Origin of the sequence: Lentzea tibetensis, from assembly GCF_007845675.1 — a bacterium.
GTDB lineage: Bacteria > Actinomycetota > Actinomycetes > Mycobacteriales > Pseudonocardiaceae > Lentzea > Lentzea tibetensis.
In genome coordinates, this window is sequence record NZ_VOBR01000029.1 from 15,244 (window position 1) to 34,321 (window position 19,078).

Below are 19,078 nucleotides of genomic sequence, written 5' to 3' on the forward strand. Positions count from 1 at the left end.
ACGCGTCGCGCAGCGCGATGCGCACGGGCACCGGCAGGCCCTTGCCCAGCCGTGCCACCAGACCGACCAGCGACGGCGTCATCAGCACCAGTCCGAGTTCGCCTAGTGCCAGTCCGGCGAGGATGATCGTCAGCTCCACCTGCCACGCGCCGACGAACGCGGTCACGACACCCAGCGCGACCAGCACGAGACCCGCCACGAGCCAGCGGCGGCGCGAGCGGGTGATGCCGCGACGGCCCGCGAGCGCGGTCACGACGTCCTGGCGCGACGACACCCACGCGGGCACGAGTGCCGCCAGCACACCGGTGACGACCGCCAGCAGTGCCAGCACACCCAACGCCGCGGGGAACAAGCGGAACGCGCCGGACCTCGTCTCGGTGAACCGCTCGACCACGCCGTGTCCGGCCACGGCCACCAGCACGCCGAGCACCACACCGGCGACGGCCGCGAGCGCGCCGAGCACGACGCCGTCGGCGAGCACGATGCGCCGCACGTGTGCGGGCGTGCCACCGGACGCGGCGACGAGCGCGAGGTCGTGACGACGCCGGCGCGCGCCGACGGCCAGTGCCGGGCCGGCCAGCAGAACGATCTCGAGGATCGCGAGCCCGGCGACGAGCGCGAGCACGCCTGCCTCGATGTCGCTGCCCGAACCGCCGATCTGGCGGTAGCGGTCCTCCATCGGCGGCGGGTTCTCCAGCACGTGCCGCGACACCGCCGCGACGCCCAGCTTGTTGAGCTCCTTGATCTGCGCCCAGGTGAGCGCGTCGGGCATCTCGGCGAGCCACGACAGTCCTGAGCGGTCGACCGGCAGCGCGCCGGGGCGCAGCACGACGGTGCTGGCCTTGATGTCGTCCGGATCCTCGACGATGCCGACCACGCGCAACGTCCTGCCGTCGCCCGTGCGGACCGTGCCGCCGACGCCCGAGCCCGTCCGGCTGACGGCCTGGGGAGACAACGCCACCTCGTCGTCGGACGCGGGCGCGCGGCCGGACAGGGAGCGGAGAATGCCCGCGGCCTGCGGTGCGGCGTAGTCGAGCAGCCGCGCCTGGAAGGTCGACGAGCCCGCGAGGGTGTCGAGTGTCAGACCGGACGTGTGGTTGGGGGTCAGCCGCGTGCCGTTCGGCAGCAACGACCTCAGCTGCTCCTCGCTCGGCTCGGTCTGACCGGCGGGGGCCTCACCGGACGCCAGCGCGAACAGCCGGTCGGGCTCCTGCACGACCGGGCTGCTGTACGGCCAGCTGACCGCCGCCTGGGTCGTGCCCATCGTGCGCTCGGCGCGTTCGGCCGGGATCAGCGTGAACGTGTCGTAGCTGACCGCGGTGAACGACAACGCCGCGACCGGCAGCATGATCATGCCGGCCACCAGTGCCGCGCGCCCCTTGGCGCGCCTCGCTTCCCGCCACGCGATGCGCAGCGCCACCCGGAAGCCGCTCATGGTGCCCGCAGCAGTTCTTCCGGCTGGTCGAGCGGACCGGAGGTGTCGACGACGCGGCCGTCGCGCAGGAAGACCACCCGGTCCGCCCACGCGGCGTGGCGCGCGTCGTGCGTGACGAGCATCCCGGCCGCCCCGGCATCCACTTTGGACCTCAGCAGGCGCAGCACCGCTTCCCCCGTCTGGGAGTCCAGCGCACCGGTCGGTTCGTCCGCCAGCACGAGGGTGCGCTCGCCGATCAGGGCGCGGGCGATCGCGACCCGCTGCTGCTGACCGCCGGACATCTCGTCGGGGAACCGGTCGCCGTAGCCGTTGAGGTCCACTTCGGACAGTGCGTCGAGCGCCTGCTTGCGCGACCCGCGCACCCCGTCGAGGTCGAGCGGCAGCGCCACGTTCTCCGCCGCCGTGAGACTGGGCAGCAGGTTGAGGTCCTGGAAGACGTACCCGATCTTCCTGCGCCGCAACGCGGCCAGCGCCTTGCGGGAGCACGAGCCGAGCACGGTGCCGTCGACCACGACCTCGCCGCTGGTCGGACTGTCCAGCCCGCCCGCGAGGTTGAGCAGCGTCGACTTGCCCGAGCCGGACGGCCCCATCACGGCCACCAGCTCACCGGTCCGCACGACCAGGTCGATGCCGCGCAGCGCGTGCACGATCGTCGCTCCGGTGCCGTGCGTGCGGTGCACCTGACGCAGTTCGAGGACGCTCATCGCGGCACCTCGGCATCCCTGGGAAGGTCCGCGTCGACGGGCTGCGCCGCCGGAGCCTCGTACCGGACGAGGCTCGCCTCGCAGTGGTCGAGCCAGCGCACCTCGGCCTCGGCCTGGAAGATCATCGAGTCGAGCACCAGCAGCCACGGCAGGTCGCCCACGTCGGTCTTGAGGCGTGTGTACTCCTGCAGGGTGCGCATCGCGGCGCCGCGCTGCGTCTGCACGACGGCCCGCACGTCGACGCCGGGCGTGGTGATCGCGAGCGCGAGCTTGATCGCCAGCTCGTCGCGCGGACGGTCGGAGCGGCTGACGGGGGAGGCGAACCACTTCGCCAGCTCGGCGTGGCCCAGGTCGGTGATCTCGAACGGGCGCTGGCCCGTCTCGTTCTCCGGCAGCGGCCGCACGAGCTCGTCGCGCTCCAGCCGGGACAGCGTCGTGTAGACCTGCCCGATGTTCAGCGGCCACGTGCCGCCGGTGGACGACTCGAACGCGGCGCGCAGCTGGTAGCCGTACATCGGGCCGCGTTCGAGTAGGGCCAGAAGACCATGCTTGACGGACATGGATACTGAGTATGCATACTCGGTATCTACGCGGCAAGACCCCACTTGGCCGTCAGCGTGGCCACGCCCGCGCCGGTGAGCCGGGGAACGGTCGCGGTGCGCCCGGCGAGGAGCATCAGCAGCGCGTCGATCGGCCCGCGCACCTCGTCGCCCTCGCCCGCGCTCCACTCGGCGTCCGTCGCGACGAGCCGCAGCCCGGCGAGCCGCTTGCGGGCGTGGAACGGGAAGCCCATGTGCCACAGGTGATCCGCGGAGACGACCGCGGGTTCGAGCGGCATGGGTCGCTGCAGGCCGAGCGGCAGTGCGATGTCCTGGCCGTGCACGAGCACGTCCATCATCGCGTCCTTCAGCTTCTGGCCGGGCGCGAGCCGGTGCTTGCCGACGGCGTCGCGCAGCAGCTGAACCAGTTGGGTCGTCGGCAGTGCGGCCTGCTCGACGGCGGTGTCGTGGACCATCCGGTTGAAGTTGCCGCGCGCCTTGATCACCGCGACCAGGATGCGGCCCACCGACCCGTGCGGGGCGAGCGTGAGGTGTGCCGCGACGTCGCGCACCGTCCAGCCGTCGCAGAGCGACGGGTACGTCCACTCGACGTCCGACAGGTCCGCGAGCAGGTCGGCGGCGCTCGCGCGTTCGGCGTCGATCACCTGCCACATCTCGTTGCGCTCCATCGTGCACACCCCTTGATTTAGTACGAGAGGCTGACTACTTTAATCAGTGTCTCTGACTATCGTCAAGGAGTGCCGTGGCCGAGGAACTGACCGTGGGAGTGCTGCTCTTCATCCCGTACCGGGCGATGGAGAACCGCGTGTTCGCCGCCATGGCCGAGGCCGGCTACGGCGACATCACCGTCGCGCAGGCCCGGTTGCTGCAACGGATCGGCCCGGACGGCACGCGGCTGACCGTGCTCGCCGAGGCCGCGCAGGTGACCAAGCAGACCGCCGGGTTCCTCGTCGACCAGCTCGAACGGGCGGGCTACGTCGAACGCGTGCCGGACCCCGCGGACGGGCGGGCGCGGCTCGTCCGGCTGACCGGCCGGGCGCTGGAGGGCATCCCGGTGGCCGACCGCGAGGTCGCGAAGGTCGAGCAGGAGTGGGAGCGGCACATCGGCAAGCGGCGCATGGCGCAGCTGCGGGAGACGCTGACGATGCTGCGGGAGATCACCGATCCGTACCAGTGAGGTGTGCCGTGCGCGTGGTTCCGATCGACTTCGTCCCCATCGCCCCGGCGACGGCGGCGGTCTACCGGGTGGTCGAGCCCGGCCGCTCGGTGTTCGTGAAGATCCTGCGCTCGCCGAAGCTCTGGCCGATGCTCGCGGGGCTGCCCGAGCACGTTCGCGATCGCCTGCTCGCCGAGTTCCCCTGGCGGGACGAGGCGGACTTCCTGTTGTCCGGCTTCGCACTCCCACCCGGCCTGCGGATGCCGGAGGTCATCCGGATCGACGACCTCGGCGACCGCGTGGCGCTGTGGCTGGAGGACGTCGCGTGCGCGGACGTGCGGTGGGACCTGCCCCGGTTCGTGCGCGCCGCGCGACTGCTCGGCCGCTGGGCCGGACGGCGGTTCGGCGGTGCACCGTCCGGCGCGTTGCGGTTCCTCATCGAGAGCAGGCCGCATTCGGAAGCGTTCCAGCGCCTCGAATCCGGCGAACTCCGAGCGCTCGCCGCCCGACTGCCCGAGCTGCTCGACCGGCTCGACCGGCTGCCGCACGCGGGCGCGCACGGCGACGCGTGCCCGCAGAACCTGTTGGTGCCATTGGACGATCCCGACTCGTTCGTCGTGATCGACGTGACCTGGCAGTGCCCGCACCCGATCGGCTTCGACCTCGGTCAGCTGCTGGTCGGTCTCGCGCACGACGGCACGCTGCCGGTGTGCGCGCTGCCCGAGATCCGCGAGGCGATCATCGACGCCTACGTCGAGGGGCTGGCGGACGAGGGCGAACGCGTGCCGGTGAACGAAGTTGCGTTCGGGTGCGATGCGTCGCTGGTGATCCGCAGTGCGTTCGACTCGGGGCCGGAGCTGGCCCGGTACCTCACCGGTCTGGTGAGGGGATGAGGGGAGCTTCCGTTGCCTGGGGGCCGCAAGCCCCCCTCATCCATGGTGCCCGTCGGGCATAGCGACGGGTGCGTCACAAGAGTGCCGGACTTGCACCGTCCTCCGGATCCTTTTGAGGAAACCGGACTTGAATCGGGCATCCCCGGCGCCGGGCGATTGGCGGCGCCGGGGAACCCGGTTCGCGGGAACCACGAGCCACTGGGGAGTTCCTGGGGGAGAGCCTCGTGGTGGGGAGTCCCGCTGTCGTGCAGAACGCTACGGGCGGGCCCTCAAGGAATTCTGTGAAACGGCCAAAGGCCGCTGTTCGGCCGCTTCGCGACTCCCCAGCCGGGCGAACACCGAGTGCGCCTCGGCCCACGCCGCGTCCGAATCGTCGGCCTGCCCGAGCGCACCCTGCGCGGCTGACAGGGTGCCGAGCGACCGCGCCCGCCACAGCGGCAGGGACAGCGCGTCCCACCACCGCAGCGACAGCTCCAGGTAGCGGCACGCCTCGGAAGCGTTGTCCCTGGCCAGTTCCAGCTCGCCGAGCGTGCGCAGCACCAGCGCCTGCCCGAACCCGTCCTGCATCTCGTGGCACGTGGTCAGCGCCTGCTGCAGCACCTCGTGCACCTCGTCGCCGCGGCCCTGCCGGAGGACGGCCTTCGCGAGCGACTGCGCCGCGTACGCCGCCATCAACCGATCGCCGACGTCGGTCAGCGCGCCCACCGCGCGCACGGCCAGCGCCTCCGCGACGTCCAGCGCACCCGCCGCCCGGTGCGCGATCGACTGCGAGCGTTCGACGAGCGCGACGCCGTGCCCGTCGTCCAGCGACTGGTACGACGTCCGCGCCTGCTCGAGCGCGGCCAGCGCGTCCGGCAGGCGGCCGAGCTCGGTGAGCGTCATGCCCCTGATGTGCGACGCCCGCGCCAGCATCCGCGTGTCCGTCACGCGCGGCAGCACCTGGTCCAGCAGCTCGAGCGCGCCCGTCAGATCGCCGCTCTCCTTGAGCACGCCGCTGAGCATCAGCCGCACCAGCGTGATCTGGGCGTCGTCGCCGACCGACTCGTAGGCCTCGACGGCCTGCCGGTAGTAGTCGGTGGCCTCGTCGAGCCGGTCCTGCTCGCTGCGCAACCAGCCGAGCCCGGCGAGCAGAAGTCCTTGCCCGGACCGGTCACCGGCCTTCTCGGCCGCCGCGAGCGCGGCGGAGTGCGTGCGCCACCAGAGGCTGAACCTGTTGTCCACCGCGAACGAAGACGAGCACAGCGCCGCCGCGAGCCGCGCGCTCACGTCGACCAGGCCGAGCTGACTGACCCGTTCGACCGCGTGCACCAGCGACGACTGCTGGGCCTCGAACCACGCCAGCGGGTCCGGGATCTCCTCGTCGGCGACTTGGCCGCTCGGCGCAGGCCGCAACAGCCGGACCGGCGTGCCGCCCGAGGCCTTCTCGATCAGCAGCAGCCACCGCTCGGCGACGCGGGACGCCGCCGCCAGCAGGTCGGTGCCCGGCTCCTCGGCCTCCGCGCGTTCCCACGCGAACACGGCGGTGAGGTCGTGCATCCGGAACCGCCCGCCGCCCAGCGGGTCCAGCAGCTGCGCGCGCACCAGGTCGTCGACGACGTCCTCGGCGTCGACGGCAGGCAGCTCGAGCAGCACGCCGGCCTGCCAGCACTCGAACTCGCCGCCACCGAACCACCCGAGCCTGCGCAAGCCTTTGCGCGCCAACGGCTCCAGGTACCCGTAGCTCAGCGCGAGGCTGCCGCGCACCTCGAGGTCGCCGATCGCCAGCTCGTTCAGCACCCGGTGCTGGGCGCGCAGCCGTTCGGCGAGCCGGGCGAGCGGCCAGTCCGGGCGCGCCGCCAGCCGGGCGCCCGCGATCCGCACCGCCAGCGGCAGGTGGCCGCACAGCCGCACGATCTCCTTCGCGCACTGGGGATCCGACTGAGCGCGTGCCCCGCCGACCAGGCGTTCCAGCAGCGTGAGCGACTCGGTCTCGTCGAGCACCTGGAGCTCGACGTGCTCCGCGCCTTCCAGAGCGGTCAGCCGCACCCGGCTGGTGATCACGCCCGCGCACCGCGCCGAGCCCGGCAGCAGCGGCCGCACCTGACGTTCGTCGATCGCGTCGTCCAGCACCACGAGCACCCGGCGCTCCGCCAGCAGCGTCCGGTAGAGCTGGACCCGTTCGTCCGGCGACTCGGGCATCGCCGCGTCCGGCACGCCCAGCGCGCGCAGGAACCGCACGAGCACGTCCGCCGGGTCGACCGGGTGCTCCTGGGCGCCGCGCAGCGACGCGTGCAGCTGGCCGTCCGGGTAGTGCTCGCGGAGCCGGTGCGCGGCGTGCACGGCCAGGGTGCTCTTGCCCGCCCCCGGCTGGCCGGAGATCGCGACCAGCGGGACCGCGTTGGCGGCCGTGCGGGTCGCGTGAGCGCACAGGACGGACAGCTCGGGGGCGCGGCCGGTGAAGTCCGCGATGTCGGGCGGGAGCTGGGCCGGGGTGATCACGGCCGGTTCCGGTTCGCGCTCCGGTTCGCCCGCCAGCACCCGCTGGTGCGCCCGCCGCAGGTCCGGGCCGGGATCGATGCCCAGCTCGTCGGCCAGCAGCCTGCGCCCCTCCTGGAAGCAGGTCAACGCGTCCGCCTGCCGCCCCAGCGCCGCGAACGCGAGCATCAGCTGGGCGCGCAACCGTTCGCGCAGCGGGTGTTCCGCCACCAGCGCCACCAGCTCGGCGACCGGTGGCACGTCCGGGCAGGCGTCCAGCTGGTCCTCGAGCACCGCGAGCCGCAGGTCGCACAACCGCGCCCGCTCCTCCTCCGCCCACTCACCGGCCGCACCGCCGAGCGGGGTGCCGCCGCGCCACAGCGCGAGCGCCGAGCCGAGCGCCTGCGCCGCCGCGACCCGCCTGCCCGCGCGGAGCGCCTGCCCGCCCTCGGCGACCCGGCGGTGGAACTCCGCCACGTCGACCTGCTCGGCGGGCACGTCCAGGACGTACCCGCCGCCCCGGCGGATGATCACGTCCGAGGTGACGGCCTTGCGCAGCGCGGAGACGTAGGTGTGGACGGTCGCGCGGGCGTTCTTGGGCGGTCGCGAGCCCCACAGCGCCTCGACGATCCGGTCCAGCGGCACGACCTCGCCGGCGGACGACGCGAGCAGCGCGAGCAGTGTCGCGGGCTTGGGCCCGCCGAGCGGTCTCGGCCCGTTGCCGTCCCGCGCCTCGACCGGTCCGAGTATCCGAAACTCCACGCCCCCGCCCCCCAGAACTGTGCGCGGTGCCCAGGCTATGCCACACCACTGACATTTCGGACGGCCAATGCGACGAACGGAGATCGGACTGCGTCATTGGGGTGCACGCACCCGTGCGAGTAGGGGAGGTGGGCGACATGGGCTGGTACGAACCGGTGCACCGGGCGATGGTGGTGGTCGACGTGGAGGGGTTCGGTGATCCGTCCCGGACCAACGCGCACCAGCTCGTGATCCGCGAGGCGATGTACGAGGCGTTGGAGCAGGCGTTCGCCGAGGCAGGCGTCTCCTGGGCCGAGTGCCGCAGCGAGGACCGGGGCGACGGCGCGCTGATCCTCGTCCCGCCGGACGTGCCGAAGACGCGGCTCTCCGACCAGCTCCCCGGACGGTTGGCGGTGGCGCTGCGCAGGCACAACGCCGCCTGCTCGCCCGAGGCGCGGATCCGGCTGCGGGTCGCGTTGCACGCGGGCGAGGTCCACCACGACCCGAACGGCGTCACGGGCGAGGCGCTGAACTTCGGGTTCCGGCTGCTCGACGCGCCCGTGCTGCGCTCGGTGCTCAAGTCGTGCGACGACGTGTTCGCGCTGATCATGTCCGAGTGGTTCTACCGCGAGGTCGTGCGGCACGACCCGGCCACCGAGCCCGGCCGCTACCGCCAGGTGCAGGTCGCGGTGAAGGAGACCGACACGACCGCGTGGATCCGGCTGCCGGACGAGCTGTCCGCGGTGTTCTTCGAGAACGTCGACGTCGCCGGCGAGCTGCACCTGCGGCTGGCCGCGACGTGGCGGCGCCAGCTCGACGTGCTGACCGTGACCGCGCACAACATGGACCACATCTTCCAGGTCGACCAGATCGCGGCCGACCACGAGTCCGCGGTGCGGGCCCCCACCCGGCACCCCGGCGGTTCCGGCGCGAACACCGTGTCCGCGCTGGCCCAGCTCGGGCTGCGGACGGCCGCCACGGGCGCGGTCGCGGGAGACGCCGACGGCCACCTGCTCGTCCAGGCGCTGCAGGCGGTCGGCGCCGACACGTCGATGATCGTCGTGGTGCCGGCAGGCGAGGCACCCACCGGACGCACGCAGATCTTCACCGACCGCGACGGCAGGAGCCTCAGCTACGTCGAGCCCGGCGTCAACGAGCTCTACGCGTCCGAGCTGCGCGCCGACGGCCGGTACCCACTCGCGATGGCGGCGCTGCGGAACACCCGGCTGCTGCACCTCACGTCGTTCACCGGCGCCGCCGAGCGCCAGCTGCAGGAGGACATGGTCGACGCGCTCGACGCGGACACCGTCCTGTCCGTCACGCCGGGTGCGCTGTACGCGCGGCTGGGCGCCGACCGGCTCGGCCGGATCCTGGGCCGCACCAACCTGTTGTTCGTCTACGAGAAGCAGCTCGACCAGCTGCTCGCCAACTCGTCGGCCGCGCGGCAGACGCGGGAGGACGCGTCGCTGACCGAGAAGCTGGAGACGCTCTTCGCGTGGAAGCGGCGCCGGGGCTACACCGAGCCGCTGGTCGTCGTGGTCAAACGGCCCGAGGGTTATCTCGGGCTCGGGTCGGGGCGCGACGCGCTGGAGGAGTTCATCCGCGCCGACGACTGCCACACGCACGGGCAGCGGCTCGACCGCACCGGGGTCGGTGACGCGCTCGCCGCGGGGGTGCTGCTCGGGCTGTTCCATCAGCGGCCGCTCAACGAGTGCGCGGACATCGCGTTCATGATGGCCACCTCGGAGTCCGGCGCACTGGGTGCGCGCACTCATCTCCCGACGCTCGACCAGCTGCGCGTCCGCTGGGCCTGGCTGGACACGGCGCTGTCCCCCCCGCCGCCCCGCCGGGGTTGGGCGGGGGGGGCCGGGGTCCCCGTTCTCGGGTTTGGTCACCGCGGCCACCACGTCACTTCAGGAGGCGAGCAGCAGGGAGGTGCGCTCGCGGACGTCCGGGGTGTCCAGGCCGCGCACGGTCACCGTGGTGCGCCTGCGCAGCACGTCGTCCACTTCGGACGCCCACTCGTTGCGCCGCGCGTGCACGACCTGCGCCCAGATGTCCGGGCCGTCGGGGTGCACCCGCTCCAGCAGCGCGGGGTTCTCCAGCCCCAGCGCCACGACCTCGTGCGACGTCGTGCCGTAGTGGGTCGCCAGGTGGCGCACCACGTCGGCGGGCAGGTCGTCCCACGCGGTGCCGAGCACCTCGCCGATCGACTCCGGCGTGGCCGCGCCGGGCAGCGCGACGCCGTCCAGCGGGCCGTTCGTGGCCCGGCCCAGCTCGGAGTTCACGCGGGCGAGCACGGTGGCGCCGATCTTGCGGAACGTCGTCCACTTGCCGCCCGCGACGCTGATCATGCCGCCGGAGCCCGCGGTGATCACGGTCTCGCGCTTGGCGTGCGAGGTGTCACCGGGACCACCGGGCAGCACGCGCAGTCCGGCGAACGAGTACGCCAGGTCCGCGCGGTCCAGGCCGGACACCGCGGTGCCCGCCTCGGACAGGATCTGGTTGACGTCGGCGTCCGTCGCGGAGACGGCCGCCGGGTCGCCCACGTACTCCTCGTCGGTGGTGCCCAGCAGCAGCTGGCCCTCCCACGGGATCGCGAACGACACGCGCACGTCGTCCACCGGGATCGTCAGCGCCGCCTGCCACGGTGCCTTCGTGCGCATCACCAGGTGCGCGCCCTTGGACAGCCGGATGCTCGGGTCCGCGGCCTGGTTCTCCATGCGCCGCAGCACGTCCAGCCACGGGCCGGTCGCGTTGACGACGACGGAGGCGTCCACGCCGAACTCGCCCTGCGCGTCGCGCAGGTCGACACCCGTGACGCGGGAACCGGTCTTGCGCAGGCCCACCACCGAGATGTGGTTCAGCAGCACCGCGCCGGACTCGGCGGCGGCGCGCGCGGCGGTGATCGCCACGCGGCTGTCGTTCATCTGGTGGTCGTAGTACATGGCCGCGCCGCGCAGGCCGCCGGAACGCAGCTGCGGCACCATCTCCAGCGTCCGGCGCGCCGACAGCACCTTGCCCATGCCGTCGCCGAAGCCGGACAGCGCGGAGTACAGCGTGACGCCCGCGCCGAGGACGAACCGCGAGTGCGGCCCGCCCTTGTACACCGGCACCAGGAACGGCAGCGGCCGCACCAGGTGCGGCGCGAGGTGGTCACCCAGCGCGCGCCGCTCCACGTGGTTCTCGCGAACCATGGGCACGGCGGACGGCCCCATCGCGAGATAGCGCAGACCGCCGTGCACGAGCTTCGACGACGCGCTCGAAGTGGCGCTCGCGAAGTCACCGCTCTCGACCATGGCGACGCGCAACCCGGACCGCGCAGCGGCCCAGGTCGTCGCGATGCCGAGGATGCCGCCGCCGATCACGACCACGTCGAAGCGGCCGTGCTGCAGAGCTTCCCTTGCGAGAGAGCGTTGGTCACTCATCATCGTCCTCGTCAATCCAGTCGACGGTCCGAGCGACCGCCTTCTTCCACTTCCGGTAGCCCTTGTCGCGTGCCTTCGGCTCCATCGTGGGCAACCATTCAGCTGCTTTGTGCCAGTTTTCGCGCAGGGACTCCGTGTCCGACCAGTAGCCGACCGCGAGCCCGGCGGCGTAGGCGGCGCCGAGGCAGGTCGTCTCGGCGACGATCGGCCGGACGACGGGGGCGTCGAGCACGTCTGCCAGGAACTGCATCAGCAGGTTGTTCGCCGTCATGCCGCCGTCGACCTTCAACGTCGTCAGGTCCACACCGGAGTCGGCGTTCATCGCGTCCACGACCTCACGGGTCTGCCACGCCGAGGCCTCCAGCACCGCGCGGGCGAGGTGACCCTTGTCGATGTAGCCGGTCAGGCCGGCGATCACGCCACGCGCGTCGCTGCGCCAGTGCGGCGCGAACAACCCGGAGAACGCGGGCACGAAGTACGCGCCTCCGTTGTCTTCAACCGTGCGCGCGAGGGTTTCGATCTCGGCGGCGGAGGTGATCAGTCCCACCTTGTCGCGGAACCACTGCACGAGCGCGCCGGTCACCGCGATCGCGCCCTCCAGCGCGTACGACGCCGGCTGGTCACCGATCTTGTAGCCGACCGTGGTGAGCAGGCCGTGCTGCGAGTGCACCGGCTTCTGCCCGGTGTTGACCAGCAGGAAGGAACCGGTGCCGTAGGTGCACTTGCCCTCGCCGGCTGAGAAGCAGGTCTGGCCGAACAGGGCGGCCTGCTGGTCGCCCAGCGCGGACGCCACCGGCACGCCTTCGAGGGTGCCGGTCGCCGTGCCGTACACCTCGGCGGACGAGCGGATCTCCGGCAGCATCGCCTTCGGCACGCCGATCGCGTCGACCAGCTCGTCGTCCCAGTCGAGCGTCTCGAGGTTCATCAGCATGGTGCGGCTGGCGTTCGTCACGTCCGTGACGTGGCGGCCGGTCAGCTTCCAGATGAGCCAGGTGTCCATGGTGCCGAACAGGACCTCGCCGCGCTCGCCGCGCTCACGCAGGCCGTCGACGTGGTCGAGCAGCCAGCGCAGCTTCGGGCCGGAGAAGTAGGTCGCGAGCGGCAGGCCGCACTTGTCGCGGAACCGGTCCTGGTCGCCGAGCTCGCGGACGAGCGCGTCGGTGCGGGTGTCCTGCCAGACGATCGCGTGGTGGACGGGAACGCCCGTTTCCTTGTCCCACACCACGGTGGTCTCGCGCTGGTTGGTGATGCCGACCGCGGCGAGATCGTGCACGTTGAGCGACGCCTTCTGCAGCGCGCCGTGCACCACGTCCAGGACGTTCGCCCAGATCTCCTCGGCGTCGTGCTCGACCCAGCCCGGCTTCGGGAAGATCTGGCGGTGCTCCTTCTGCGCGACGGAGACGATGTTCCCGCCGTGGTCGAACACGATGCAGCGCGACGAGGTGGTGCCCTGGTCGATTGCGGCGACGAATGTGTTGGTCACTGGGAGGCTCCTCAGAAGACGGCGATGTCGACCAGACCGGCCAATGCTCCACCGAGCAGCGGGCCGACCACGGGAATCCAGGCGTAACCCCAGTCCGATCCACCCTTTCCGGGGATCGGCAGGAGAGCGTGCGCGACGCGCGGACCGAGGTCGCGCGCCGGGTTGATGGCGTAGCCGGTCGGCCCGCCGAGTGACATGCCGATGCCGACCACCAGGAACGCGACGACCAGCACGCCGGTGCCGCTGACCGCGAGCCCCTTGGTCTGGCCGGTGGCGAGGATGACGAACACCAGCACGAACGTCGCGATGATCTCGGTCATCAGGTTCTGCACGGTGTTCCTGATCTCCGGCCCGGTGGAGAAGATGCCGAGCACCTCGCCCTCGTTGGCCTTGAACTGGCCGAGGTAGGTCAGGTAGCAGAGCACCGCGCCGGCGAACGCGCCGAGCAGCTGGGCGGCGATGTAGACGGGCACGTTCGCCCACTCGCCGCTGTGGACGGCGAGGCCGATCGTCACCGCCGGGTTCAGGTGGGCGCCGGAGAGCGGGGCGGAGGCGTACGCGCCGGCGAGCACCGCGAAGCCCCAGCCGAACGTGATCACCGCCCAGCCCGCGTTCTGCGACTTCGACTTCGCGAGCACCACGCCCGCCACGACGCCGTTGCCGAGCAGCAGCAGGATCGCCGTGCCCAGGAACTCACCGATGAAGATCGAACCAGTGCTCATTCAAACCGCCCTTGGCCGAATAGCGTTCGACATTGTCGAACGGATCCTGCGTTGGCGGTCATGTGAATGTCAACCTCTCGTTACGAGCTCGTGGCTACCGGGGTCACCAGGGGAGTGCGCCGAGCTCGCGAGATATGGCTCTCGCGGCTTCGCGCACGTACGACACCAGCTGCGACTTGGGCTTCCGGTCGGCGTCGCAGAGCCGTTCGATCGGCCCGGAGACGCCGATCGCGCCCACGGTGACCATGCGCCGGTCGCGGATCGGGGCCGCGATCGACACCTCGCCCTCGACCAGCTCCTCGACCTCCGCGGCCCAGCCGAGCTCGCGGACCTCGTCCAGCGCCTTGGTCAGGTCGTCCGGGTCGGTGAGCGTCCTGGGGGTGAACCGCTGCACCGGGTCGGCGAAGTCGAGGCCGACCGGGTCGGTGGCGAGCAGGACCTTGCCGAGCGCGGTCGCGTGCGCGGGGAGCAGCGCGCCCACCTCGAGCACCTGACTGCTGTTGTCCGGGCGGAAGACGTGGTGCACCACCAGGACCTGGCCCTCGTGCAACGTTCCTATCCGGACGCTCTCCATGCTCCGCGCGGCCAGCGAGTCCGACCAGTTCAACGCCCTGGTGCGCAGCTCGTTGCCGTCGAGGTAGCTGGTGCCGATGTGGAACAGCGCCGCGCCGAGCCGGTACGGGCCGCCGTCCTCGGACTGCTCGACGAACCCCACCAGCTGCAGGGTCCGGAGGATGCCGTGGACCGTGCCCTTCGGCAGCTCGAGCGCCCTGGCGAGCTCGCCGACGCTCATCCTGCGCGCGCCGCTCGAGAGCAGGCGCAGTATCGCGGCCGCACGCTCGATGGACTGGATGGGTCCGGGCACGCGATCACTCTAGGCCCAAACGTTCGACTATGTCGAACACCCCCTGGGGTGAGTTCGCGCGTCCCCCGATGCGGTGAAGCGTGTCCCGCTTCGCGCCGGTCGCCGCTCACGTGGACATGTGCCCCGTGTTCAGGCGACTGGCCGAGTGCCCGCGACCCGTCGGCGTCCCGTCCATCCCCGGTCCGCGCCGCGGCGCGCAGGCGGAGGAGACCACACCGCCGCTCGACGCGCGCACGCTCGTCCTGCTCGTGCTCGAGGTGCTGGACGGCCGAAGACCGCTGGCGCACCTCGCCGAGCTGACCGCGAACCACGGTCTGATGTGCCGGTTGCGCGTCGCCCGCCAGGTTCGCACGACGAGCCTGGTCGGCTTCCGCGTGTGCCACCCGGCCCGGCACGCCGCCGAGATCTCCGCGACCGTGCGTCGTGGTCGCCGGGTGCTGGCGGTGGCGGCTCGCGCGGACTGGCGGGCCGGCCGGTGGTGGCTGTCCGACTTCGTGGTGCTCAGCTGAGCGTTCGTGTCCAGATCTGTCCGGCGGCCGTCAGGTCTAACGGGTCCGGTCCGGCGACTGTGCGTCGTGCTCAGCTGAGGGCTCGGGCCCAGCTCTGCCCGACGACCTTCAGCCCGAACAGCTCCTGCGGCTCCTCGGCTACGAGCTCGAACCCGGCCCGCTCGTAGATCCGCCGCGCGGCGTCGAGCCCGGCGACCGTCCACAGCTCGATCCGCTCGTACCCGGCTTCTTTCGCGTGTGCCAGGCACCTGTCCACCAGCCGCGTGCCGACGCCGAGCCCGCGCGCGGACGGCTCGACGAGCAGCAGCCGCAGCTTCGCGGTCCGCTCGTCGACGTGGCAGCAGAAGATCGACCCGACCGGCTCGCCGTCCACCTCGGCGATCCACGCGGCCTCGCCCGGTTGCCCGAAGTCCGCGACGATCCGGGCGGTCAGCTGCTCGAAGCTCACGTCGTAGCCGTGCTCCTCGGCGTACCGGGCGCCGTGCCGGTGCACGACCCACCCCAGGTCGCCCGGCCGCAGCCCGCGCAGCGTCACCTCGCGCTTCCCCGCGAGCAGGCGCCGGATCGTGGCCATGGCGTCGACCAGGCGCCGCGGGTCCGCGACTGGCTCGAGCAACGCGCTGATCTCCTCGTCCGACCGCGCGTCGAGCACCGCGAACGCGTCGCGCCCGGCCTCGGTGAGCCGGACGACCTGGCGCCGCGCGTCGGCGGGGGAGGTCTCGCGCGCGACGAGGCCGGAGCGTTCGAACCGGGCCAGCATCCGGCTCAGGTAGCCGGCGTCCAGGCCCAGGTCGCGGCGCAGGTCGACGACCTCGGCGCACTCGGTGTGCGCGAGCTCGTAGAGGACGCGGACCTCCGTCAGCGAGTACGACGAGTCCAGGTAGCCGCGGTCGAGCAACCCGATCACGCCGGTGTAGAAGCGGTTGAACGCGCGCACCTCGGCCACGGTCATGACGCCCTCCGGAAACCTTTGACTAAGTCAAAGATAGCGCGTCAGGCGCGGTTGCCGGGCGGCGTGAACCCCTCCGGCCACCTGGTGGTGTCGTCGGCGATCACACCCGTGAGGTCGGCGCCGTCGAGCCGGGCGCCGGTCAGGTCGGCCGACCGCAGGTCGGCGCGGGACAGGTCGGCGTCGCGCAGCGAGGCCTGCTGCAACGTCGCACCACCGAGCTTGGCGCCGACGAGGCTGGCGCCGTCGAGGTTGGAGTGCGCGAAGCAGACACTCGGGATGTCCAGCCCGTCGAGCTCCGCGCCGCGCAGATCGGCTCGTTCCAGCTCGGACGAGGCACCGTCCGTGATCACCGACCGCCTGCCGAGCACGGCGAGCGCCGCACCGACGTCGTCGGCGAGGCCACCGTGGTACCGGCTCCGCTCCTCCCGCAGTTCGGCTTCCGGCCGCACGGGCGGCCACGGTGCGCGCTGCCGGACGAACGCGGTGAGCAGCGCGTGCGCGTGCCCGCCGTACCGCGGATCCAGGTCGGACAGCAGTTCGAGCGCGTAGACACCGCCGTGCCGGACGGAGACCTGGTCACCGGCGAGCTGGTCGATGGCCTTGGTGAACAGACCGATGGTGTGGCCCTCGCGGTTGGCCCGCACCTGGCGCAAGGTCATCACCGCACCGAGGGCGACGCCGCTGACCGCGAGCACGCCGCCCAGGCCCTGGAGCAGGGTGGACCGGACGTCGTTCTCGGCCTTGAGCCGCTCGGCCGCGGTGAGGCCGGGGCGGGGTCCCACGATCCGGCTGGGGCCGAGCACGACGCACACCGCCACCACGACGCCGAGGAGGACGAAGGCGAGAAGTGCCAGTGCCACCGTTCTGGCAGGACGCATGACGCTCCTTCAGTCGAGCCACGCCACTAGGACGAGGCCAGTGCGGCGAGCACGCGTTCGGGGGCCTCGAGCGCGGGCCAGTGGCCGACGTCGGACCACAGCGTCACGGACGTCTCAGGCCGCAACGACCGCAGCCGGTGCGCCATCGCGGGCACGGCGATGGGGTCGCGCTCACCCCACAGCAGGTCCAGCCGGCCGGGGTAGTCGAGCAGCGCCCGCGTCCACGTCAGCTGGTTGCGCCGCCGTTCGAGCACGTACCGGATCTGCCGGGTGAGCAGCCGATCACCGCGCTGGAGCCGGATCAGCGACTCCATCTCCGCGATCAGAGCCGCGGTGGGCGGCATGGCGAACGTGGCGCGCAGGCTGGCGCGCAGCACCGGCCCCGGCACACCGACAGGCAACCGCCGGTCGGGCAGCGCCAGCAGCAGCTTCTGGCCGAGGCTCAGCGACACGAGGTCCGAGAAGATCGATCCGTTCAGCAGCACCACCCGGTCGGCGGGGAACGACCGGTGCAGCAGCTCGGCGATCACGGTGTCGCCGATGTCGTGGCCGACGAGCGTGCACGAGCCGACGCCGAGCTCCTTCAGCACCGACCACACCAGGTCCGCCTGCGACACCAGTGAGTAGCGATCGCTCGAAGGCTTGTCCGACAGTCCGAAGCCGAGCAGGTCCAGCGCGATCACGCGACGGCCGGGCGGCAGCACCGAGCGCCAGTCGTACGACGAACCGGGGAAGCCGTGCACGAACACGACGGGTGCGCCCGTGCCGCGGTCCACGACGAAGATCCGCCTGCCGCCGATCGTCAGGTGACGGCCGGCGGCCTGCCAGGAGGAGATGGTCACGGGCGGTAGATCCCCAATGCGGCCGGGCGGGAGCGGAACGCGAAGTGGTTGTCGCGCGGGCCGACCTCGCCGTCGGTGGCGATGGCGATCGGCTTGCCGTGGACGCGGACGTCCAGCGAGCGCACCTCGAGGTGTTTGTACGTGCGGGACTGCTGCAACGAGCCGAGCAGGGCGCCGAGGAAGAACCGCAGCCGCGAGAACCGCGTGTCCGCGCGGATGTAGCGCACGTCGAGCAGGCCGTCGTTCAGGCGCGGGCGCATGGTCGGCGCGAAGCCCTTCGGGCGGTACGGGCCGTTGCCGACGAACAGCATCCACACCAGGTGCTTCTCGCCGTCGATCTCCATGTGCAGCGGGCGCGAGCTCTTCAGCACGCGGGCCATCGCGATGCCCGCCGCTGGCCACTTGCCCCAGCGCTTCTCCAGCTTCTCCCGCACGCGCACCATGTCCGGGTACCCGCCGAGGCTCGCGGTGTTCACGAACCACAGGTCGTTCACGGTCGCCAGGTCGACCCGCACGCCCTCGCCCGCCGCGACGGCCCGCGCGGTGTCGTGCAGGCCGGTGATGCCGACGTCGCGGGCGAAGTGGTTCAGCGTGCCCGCCGGGACCAGCACGAGCGGGAGGTCGCGTTCGGCCGCGACGGCCGCCACCGCGGCGACCGTGCCGTCACCGCCCGCGACACCGAGCGCCTTGGCGTCGGTGACCCCGTCCAGCTCGTCGAGCGTGATCACCCGCGCCTTCGGCCACTCCTCGACGATCGCCGCGGCGGGAGACTCGTCGTTCGGGCCCGCCTGCGGGTTCACGACGACCACCAGGCCCTCGCCCTCGTGCAGCGGCGTGTGGTCGGCGTGCTCGTACGCGGCGGCGGGCTCGTTGACGCCGGTCGGCCACCAGCGGCGGGTCAGCAGCGCGGCGCTCACCCCAACGGCCGAACCGGCCGCTACGTCAGAAGGCCAATGAACGCCGGTGTGCACGCGCGAGTACGCGACCGCCGCCGCGAGCGGGGCGATCATCGCGCCCGCGAGCGGCGACTCCATCGCGACCGCCGTGGTGAACGCGGCGGCCGACGCGGCGTGCCCGGAGGGGAACGACGACGACGTCGGTCGTTTGGACAGCCTGCGCGGCACCGGCAGCAGCTCGGCGGCGGGCCTGCGGCGCGGGAACAGCGTCTTGCCGACGAGATTCGCGCTGGTGGAGGCACCCGCGATGGCCGCGGCGCCACGCAGCGCGGCCCGGCGCGTCGGGCCCTTCCGCAGCGCGAGCAGGCCGGCGATGGCGAACCACAGGAGGCTGTGGTTGGCGGTTCTCGTCAGCCGCTTCAAAGCTCGGTCGACCGGCGACGACGACAGCCTGCCGCTGCGTCGCATGAGGTCCTCGTCCAGCCTGCTGACCCGTCTCCACATCACTCCGACGTTAACCGAAGTCGGCGCGCCGCCCGAACGGATCACTGTTGAGGAGC

General features: G+C 72.1%; 15 protein-coding genes and 2 pseudogenes. 4 read left to right on the forward strand and 13 right to left on the reverse strand.

Annotation, left to right across the window (positions count from 1 at the left end):
• Positions 1-271 precede the first annotated feature (271 nt).
• The 4 genes and pseudogenes from FKR81_RS46090 to FKR81_RS34040 form a co-directional block, all read right to left on the reverse strand.
• A pseudogene (locus FKR81_RS46090) lies at positions 272-1,435 on the reverse strand (hypothetical protein); the annotation flags it as partial.
• Complete coding sequence (locus FKR81_RS34030; protein WP_146358343.1) at positions 1,432-2,139, reverse strand: ABC transporter ATP-binding protein; 708 nt, start codon at positions 2,137-2,139, stop codon at positions 1,432-1,434. The pseudogene FKR81_RS46090 and the gene FKR81_RS34030, both read right to left, overlap by 4 nt.
• Positions 2,136-2,699, reverse strand: coding sequence for a PadR family transcriptional regulator (locus tag FKR81_RS34035; protein WP_146358344.1), 564 nt, complete (start codon positions 2,697-2,699; stop codon positions 2,136-2,138). The genes FKR81_RS34030 and FKR81_RS34035 overlap by 4 nt, the downstream gene beginning before the upstream one ends.
• Positions 2,700-2,725: 26 nt before the next feature.
• Positions 2,726-3,367 carry a maleylpyruvate isomerase family mycothiol-dependent enzyme gene (locus FKR81_RS34040; RefSeq protein ID WP_146358345.1) on the reverse strand — a complete coding sequence of 214 codons (642 nt, stop codon included), beginning with the start codon at positions 3,365-3,367 and terminating at the stop codon, positions 2,726-2,728.
• 74 nt (positions 3,368-3,441) lie between these two features.
• Between FKR81_RS34040 and FKR81_RS34045 the strand changes: the two genes are divergently transcribed.
• Both FKR81_RS34045 and FKR81_RS34050 read left to right on the forward strand, forming a co-directional pair.
• The gene (locus FKR81_RS34045; RefSeq protein ID WP_235921956.1) at positions 3,442-3,876 is read left to right on the forward strand and encodes a MarR family winged helix-turn-helix transcriptional regulator; all 435 of its coding nucleotides are present in this window, start codon (positions 3,442-3,444) and stop codon (positions 3,874-3,876) included.
• Between the two features lie 8 nt (positions 3,877-3,884).
• Positions 3,885-4,748, forward strand: a complete 864-nt coding sequence (locus tag FKR81_RS34050; protein WP_235921957.1) for an aminoglycoside phosphotransferase/kinase family protein — start codon at positions 3,885-3,887, stop codon at positions 4,746-4,748.
• 255 nt (positions 4,749-5,003) lie between these two features.
• On the opposite strand, the gene FKR81_RS34055 is transcribed toward FKR81_RS34050, so the two are convergent.
• A complete protein-coding gene (locus FKR81_RS34055) occupies positions 5,004-7,964 on the reverse strand; it encodes an AfsR/SARP family transcriptional regulator (protein WP_146358346.1) in 2,961 nt (986 codons plus the stop codon).
• Positions 7,965-8,785: 821 nt separating this feature from the next.
• Between FKR81_RS34055 and FKR81_RS46095 the strand changes: the two are divergent.
• Positions 8,786-9,628: pseudogene (locus FKR81_RS46095) on the forward strand (PfkB family carbohydrate kinase); the annotation flags it as partial.
• 228 nt (positions 9,629-9,856) lie between these two features.
• On the opposite strand, the gene FKR81_RS34065 reads toward FKR81_RS46095, so the two are convergent.
• The 4 genes from FKR81_RS34065 to FKR81_RS34080 all read right to left on the reverse strand — a co-directional run bounded on the left by FKR81_RS34065 (position 9,857) and on the right by FKR81_RS34080 (position 14,441).
• Positions 9,857-11,371 carry a glycerol-3-phosphate dehydrogenase/oxidase gene (locus FKR81_RS34065; RefSeq protein WP_235921961.1) on the reverse strand — a complete coding sequence of 505 codons (1,515 nt, stop codon included), beginning with the start codon at positions 11,369-11,371 and terminating at the stop codon, positions 9,857-9,859.
• A complete protein-coding gene (gene glpK, locus FKR81_RS34070; protein WP_146358348.1) occupies positions 11,364-12,854 on the reverse strand; it encodes a glycerol kinase GlpK in 1,491 nt (496 codons plus the stop codon). Before glpK ends, FKR81_RS34065 begins: the two co-directional genes overlap by 8 nt.
• A gap of 11 nt (positions 12,855-12,865) precedes the next feature.
• Positions 12,866-13,576, reverse strand: a complete 711-nt coding sequence (locus FKR81_RS34075) for an MIP/aquaporin family protein (RefSeq protein WP_146358349.1) — start codon at positions 13,574-13,576, stop codon at positions 12,866-12,868.
• 103 nt (positions 13,577-13,679) lie between these two features.
• A complete protein-coding gene (locus FKR81_RS34080) occupies positions 13,680-14,441 on the reverse strand; it encodes an IclR family transcriptional regulator (RefSeq protein ID WP_146358350.1) in 762 nt (253 codons plus the stop codon).
• 80 nt (positions 14,442-14,521) lie between these two features.
• Between FKR81_RS34080 and FKR81_RS34085 the strand changes: the two genes are divergently transcribed.
• Entirely contained in the window at positions 14,522-14,950 is a 429-nt protein-coding gene (locus FKR81_RS34085) for an Rv3235 family protein (RefSeq protein ID WP_146358351.1), read from the forward strand.
• A 70-nt stretch (positions 14,951-15,020) separates the two neighbouring features.
• On the opposite strand, the gene FKR81_RS34090 is transcribed toward FKR81_RS34085, so the two are convergent.
• The 4 genes from FKR81_RS34090 to FKR81_RS34105 are packed head-to-tail and all read right to left on the reverse strand — an operon-like array spanning position 15,021 to position 19,022.
• Entirely contained in the window at positions 15,021-15,902 is an 882-nt protein-coding gene (locus FKR81_RS34090; RefSeq protein ID WP_146358352.1) for a bifunctional helix-turn-helix transcriptional regulator/GNAT family N-acetyltransferase, read from the reverse strand.
• Between the two features lie 41 nt (positions 15,903-15,943).
• A complete protein-coding gene (locus FKR81_RS34095) occupies positions 15,944-16,780 on the reverse strand; it encodes a pentapeptide repeat-containing protein (RefSeq protein WP_146358353.1) in 837 nt (278 codons plus the stop codon).
• A 26-nt stretch (positions 16,781-16,806) separates the two neighbouring features.
• Positions 16,807-17,622 carry an alpha/beta fold hydrolase gene (locus FKR81_RS34100; protein WP_186763338.1) on the reverse strand — a complete coding sequence of 272 codons (816 nt, stop codon included), beginning with the start codon at positions 17,620-17,622 and terminating at the stop codon, positions 16,807-16,809.
• A complete protein-coding gene (locus FKR81_RS34105; RefSeq protein WP_146358355.1) occupies positions 17,619-19,022 on the reverse strand; it encodes a bifunctional phosphatase PAP2/diacylglycerol kinase family protein in 1,404 nt (467 codons plus the stop codon). The genes FKR81_RS34100 and FKR81_RS34105 overlap by 4 nt, the downstream gene beginning before the upstream one ends.
• Positions 19,023-19,078 lie beyond the last annotated feature (56 nt).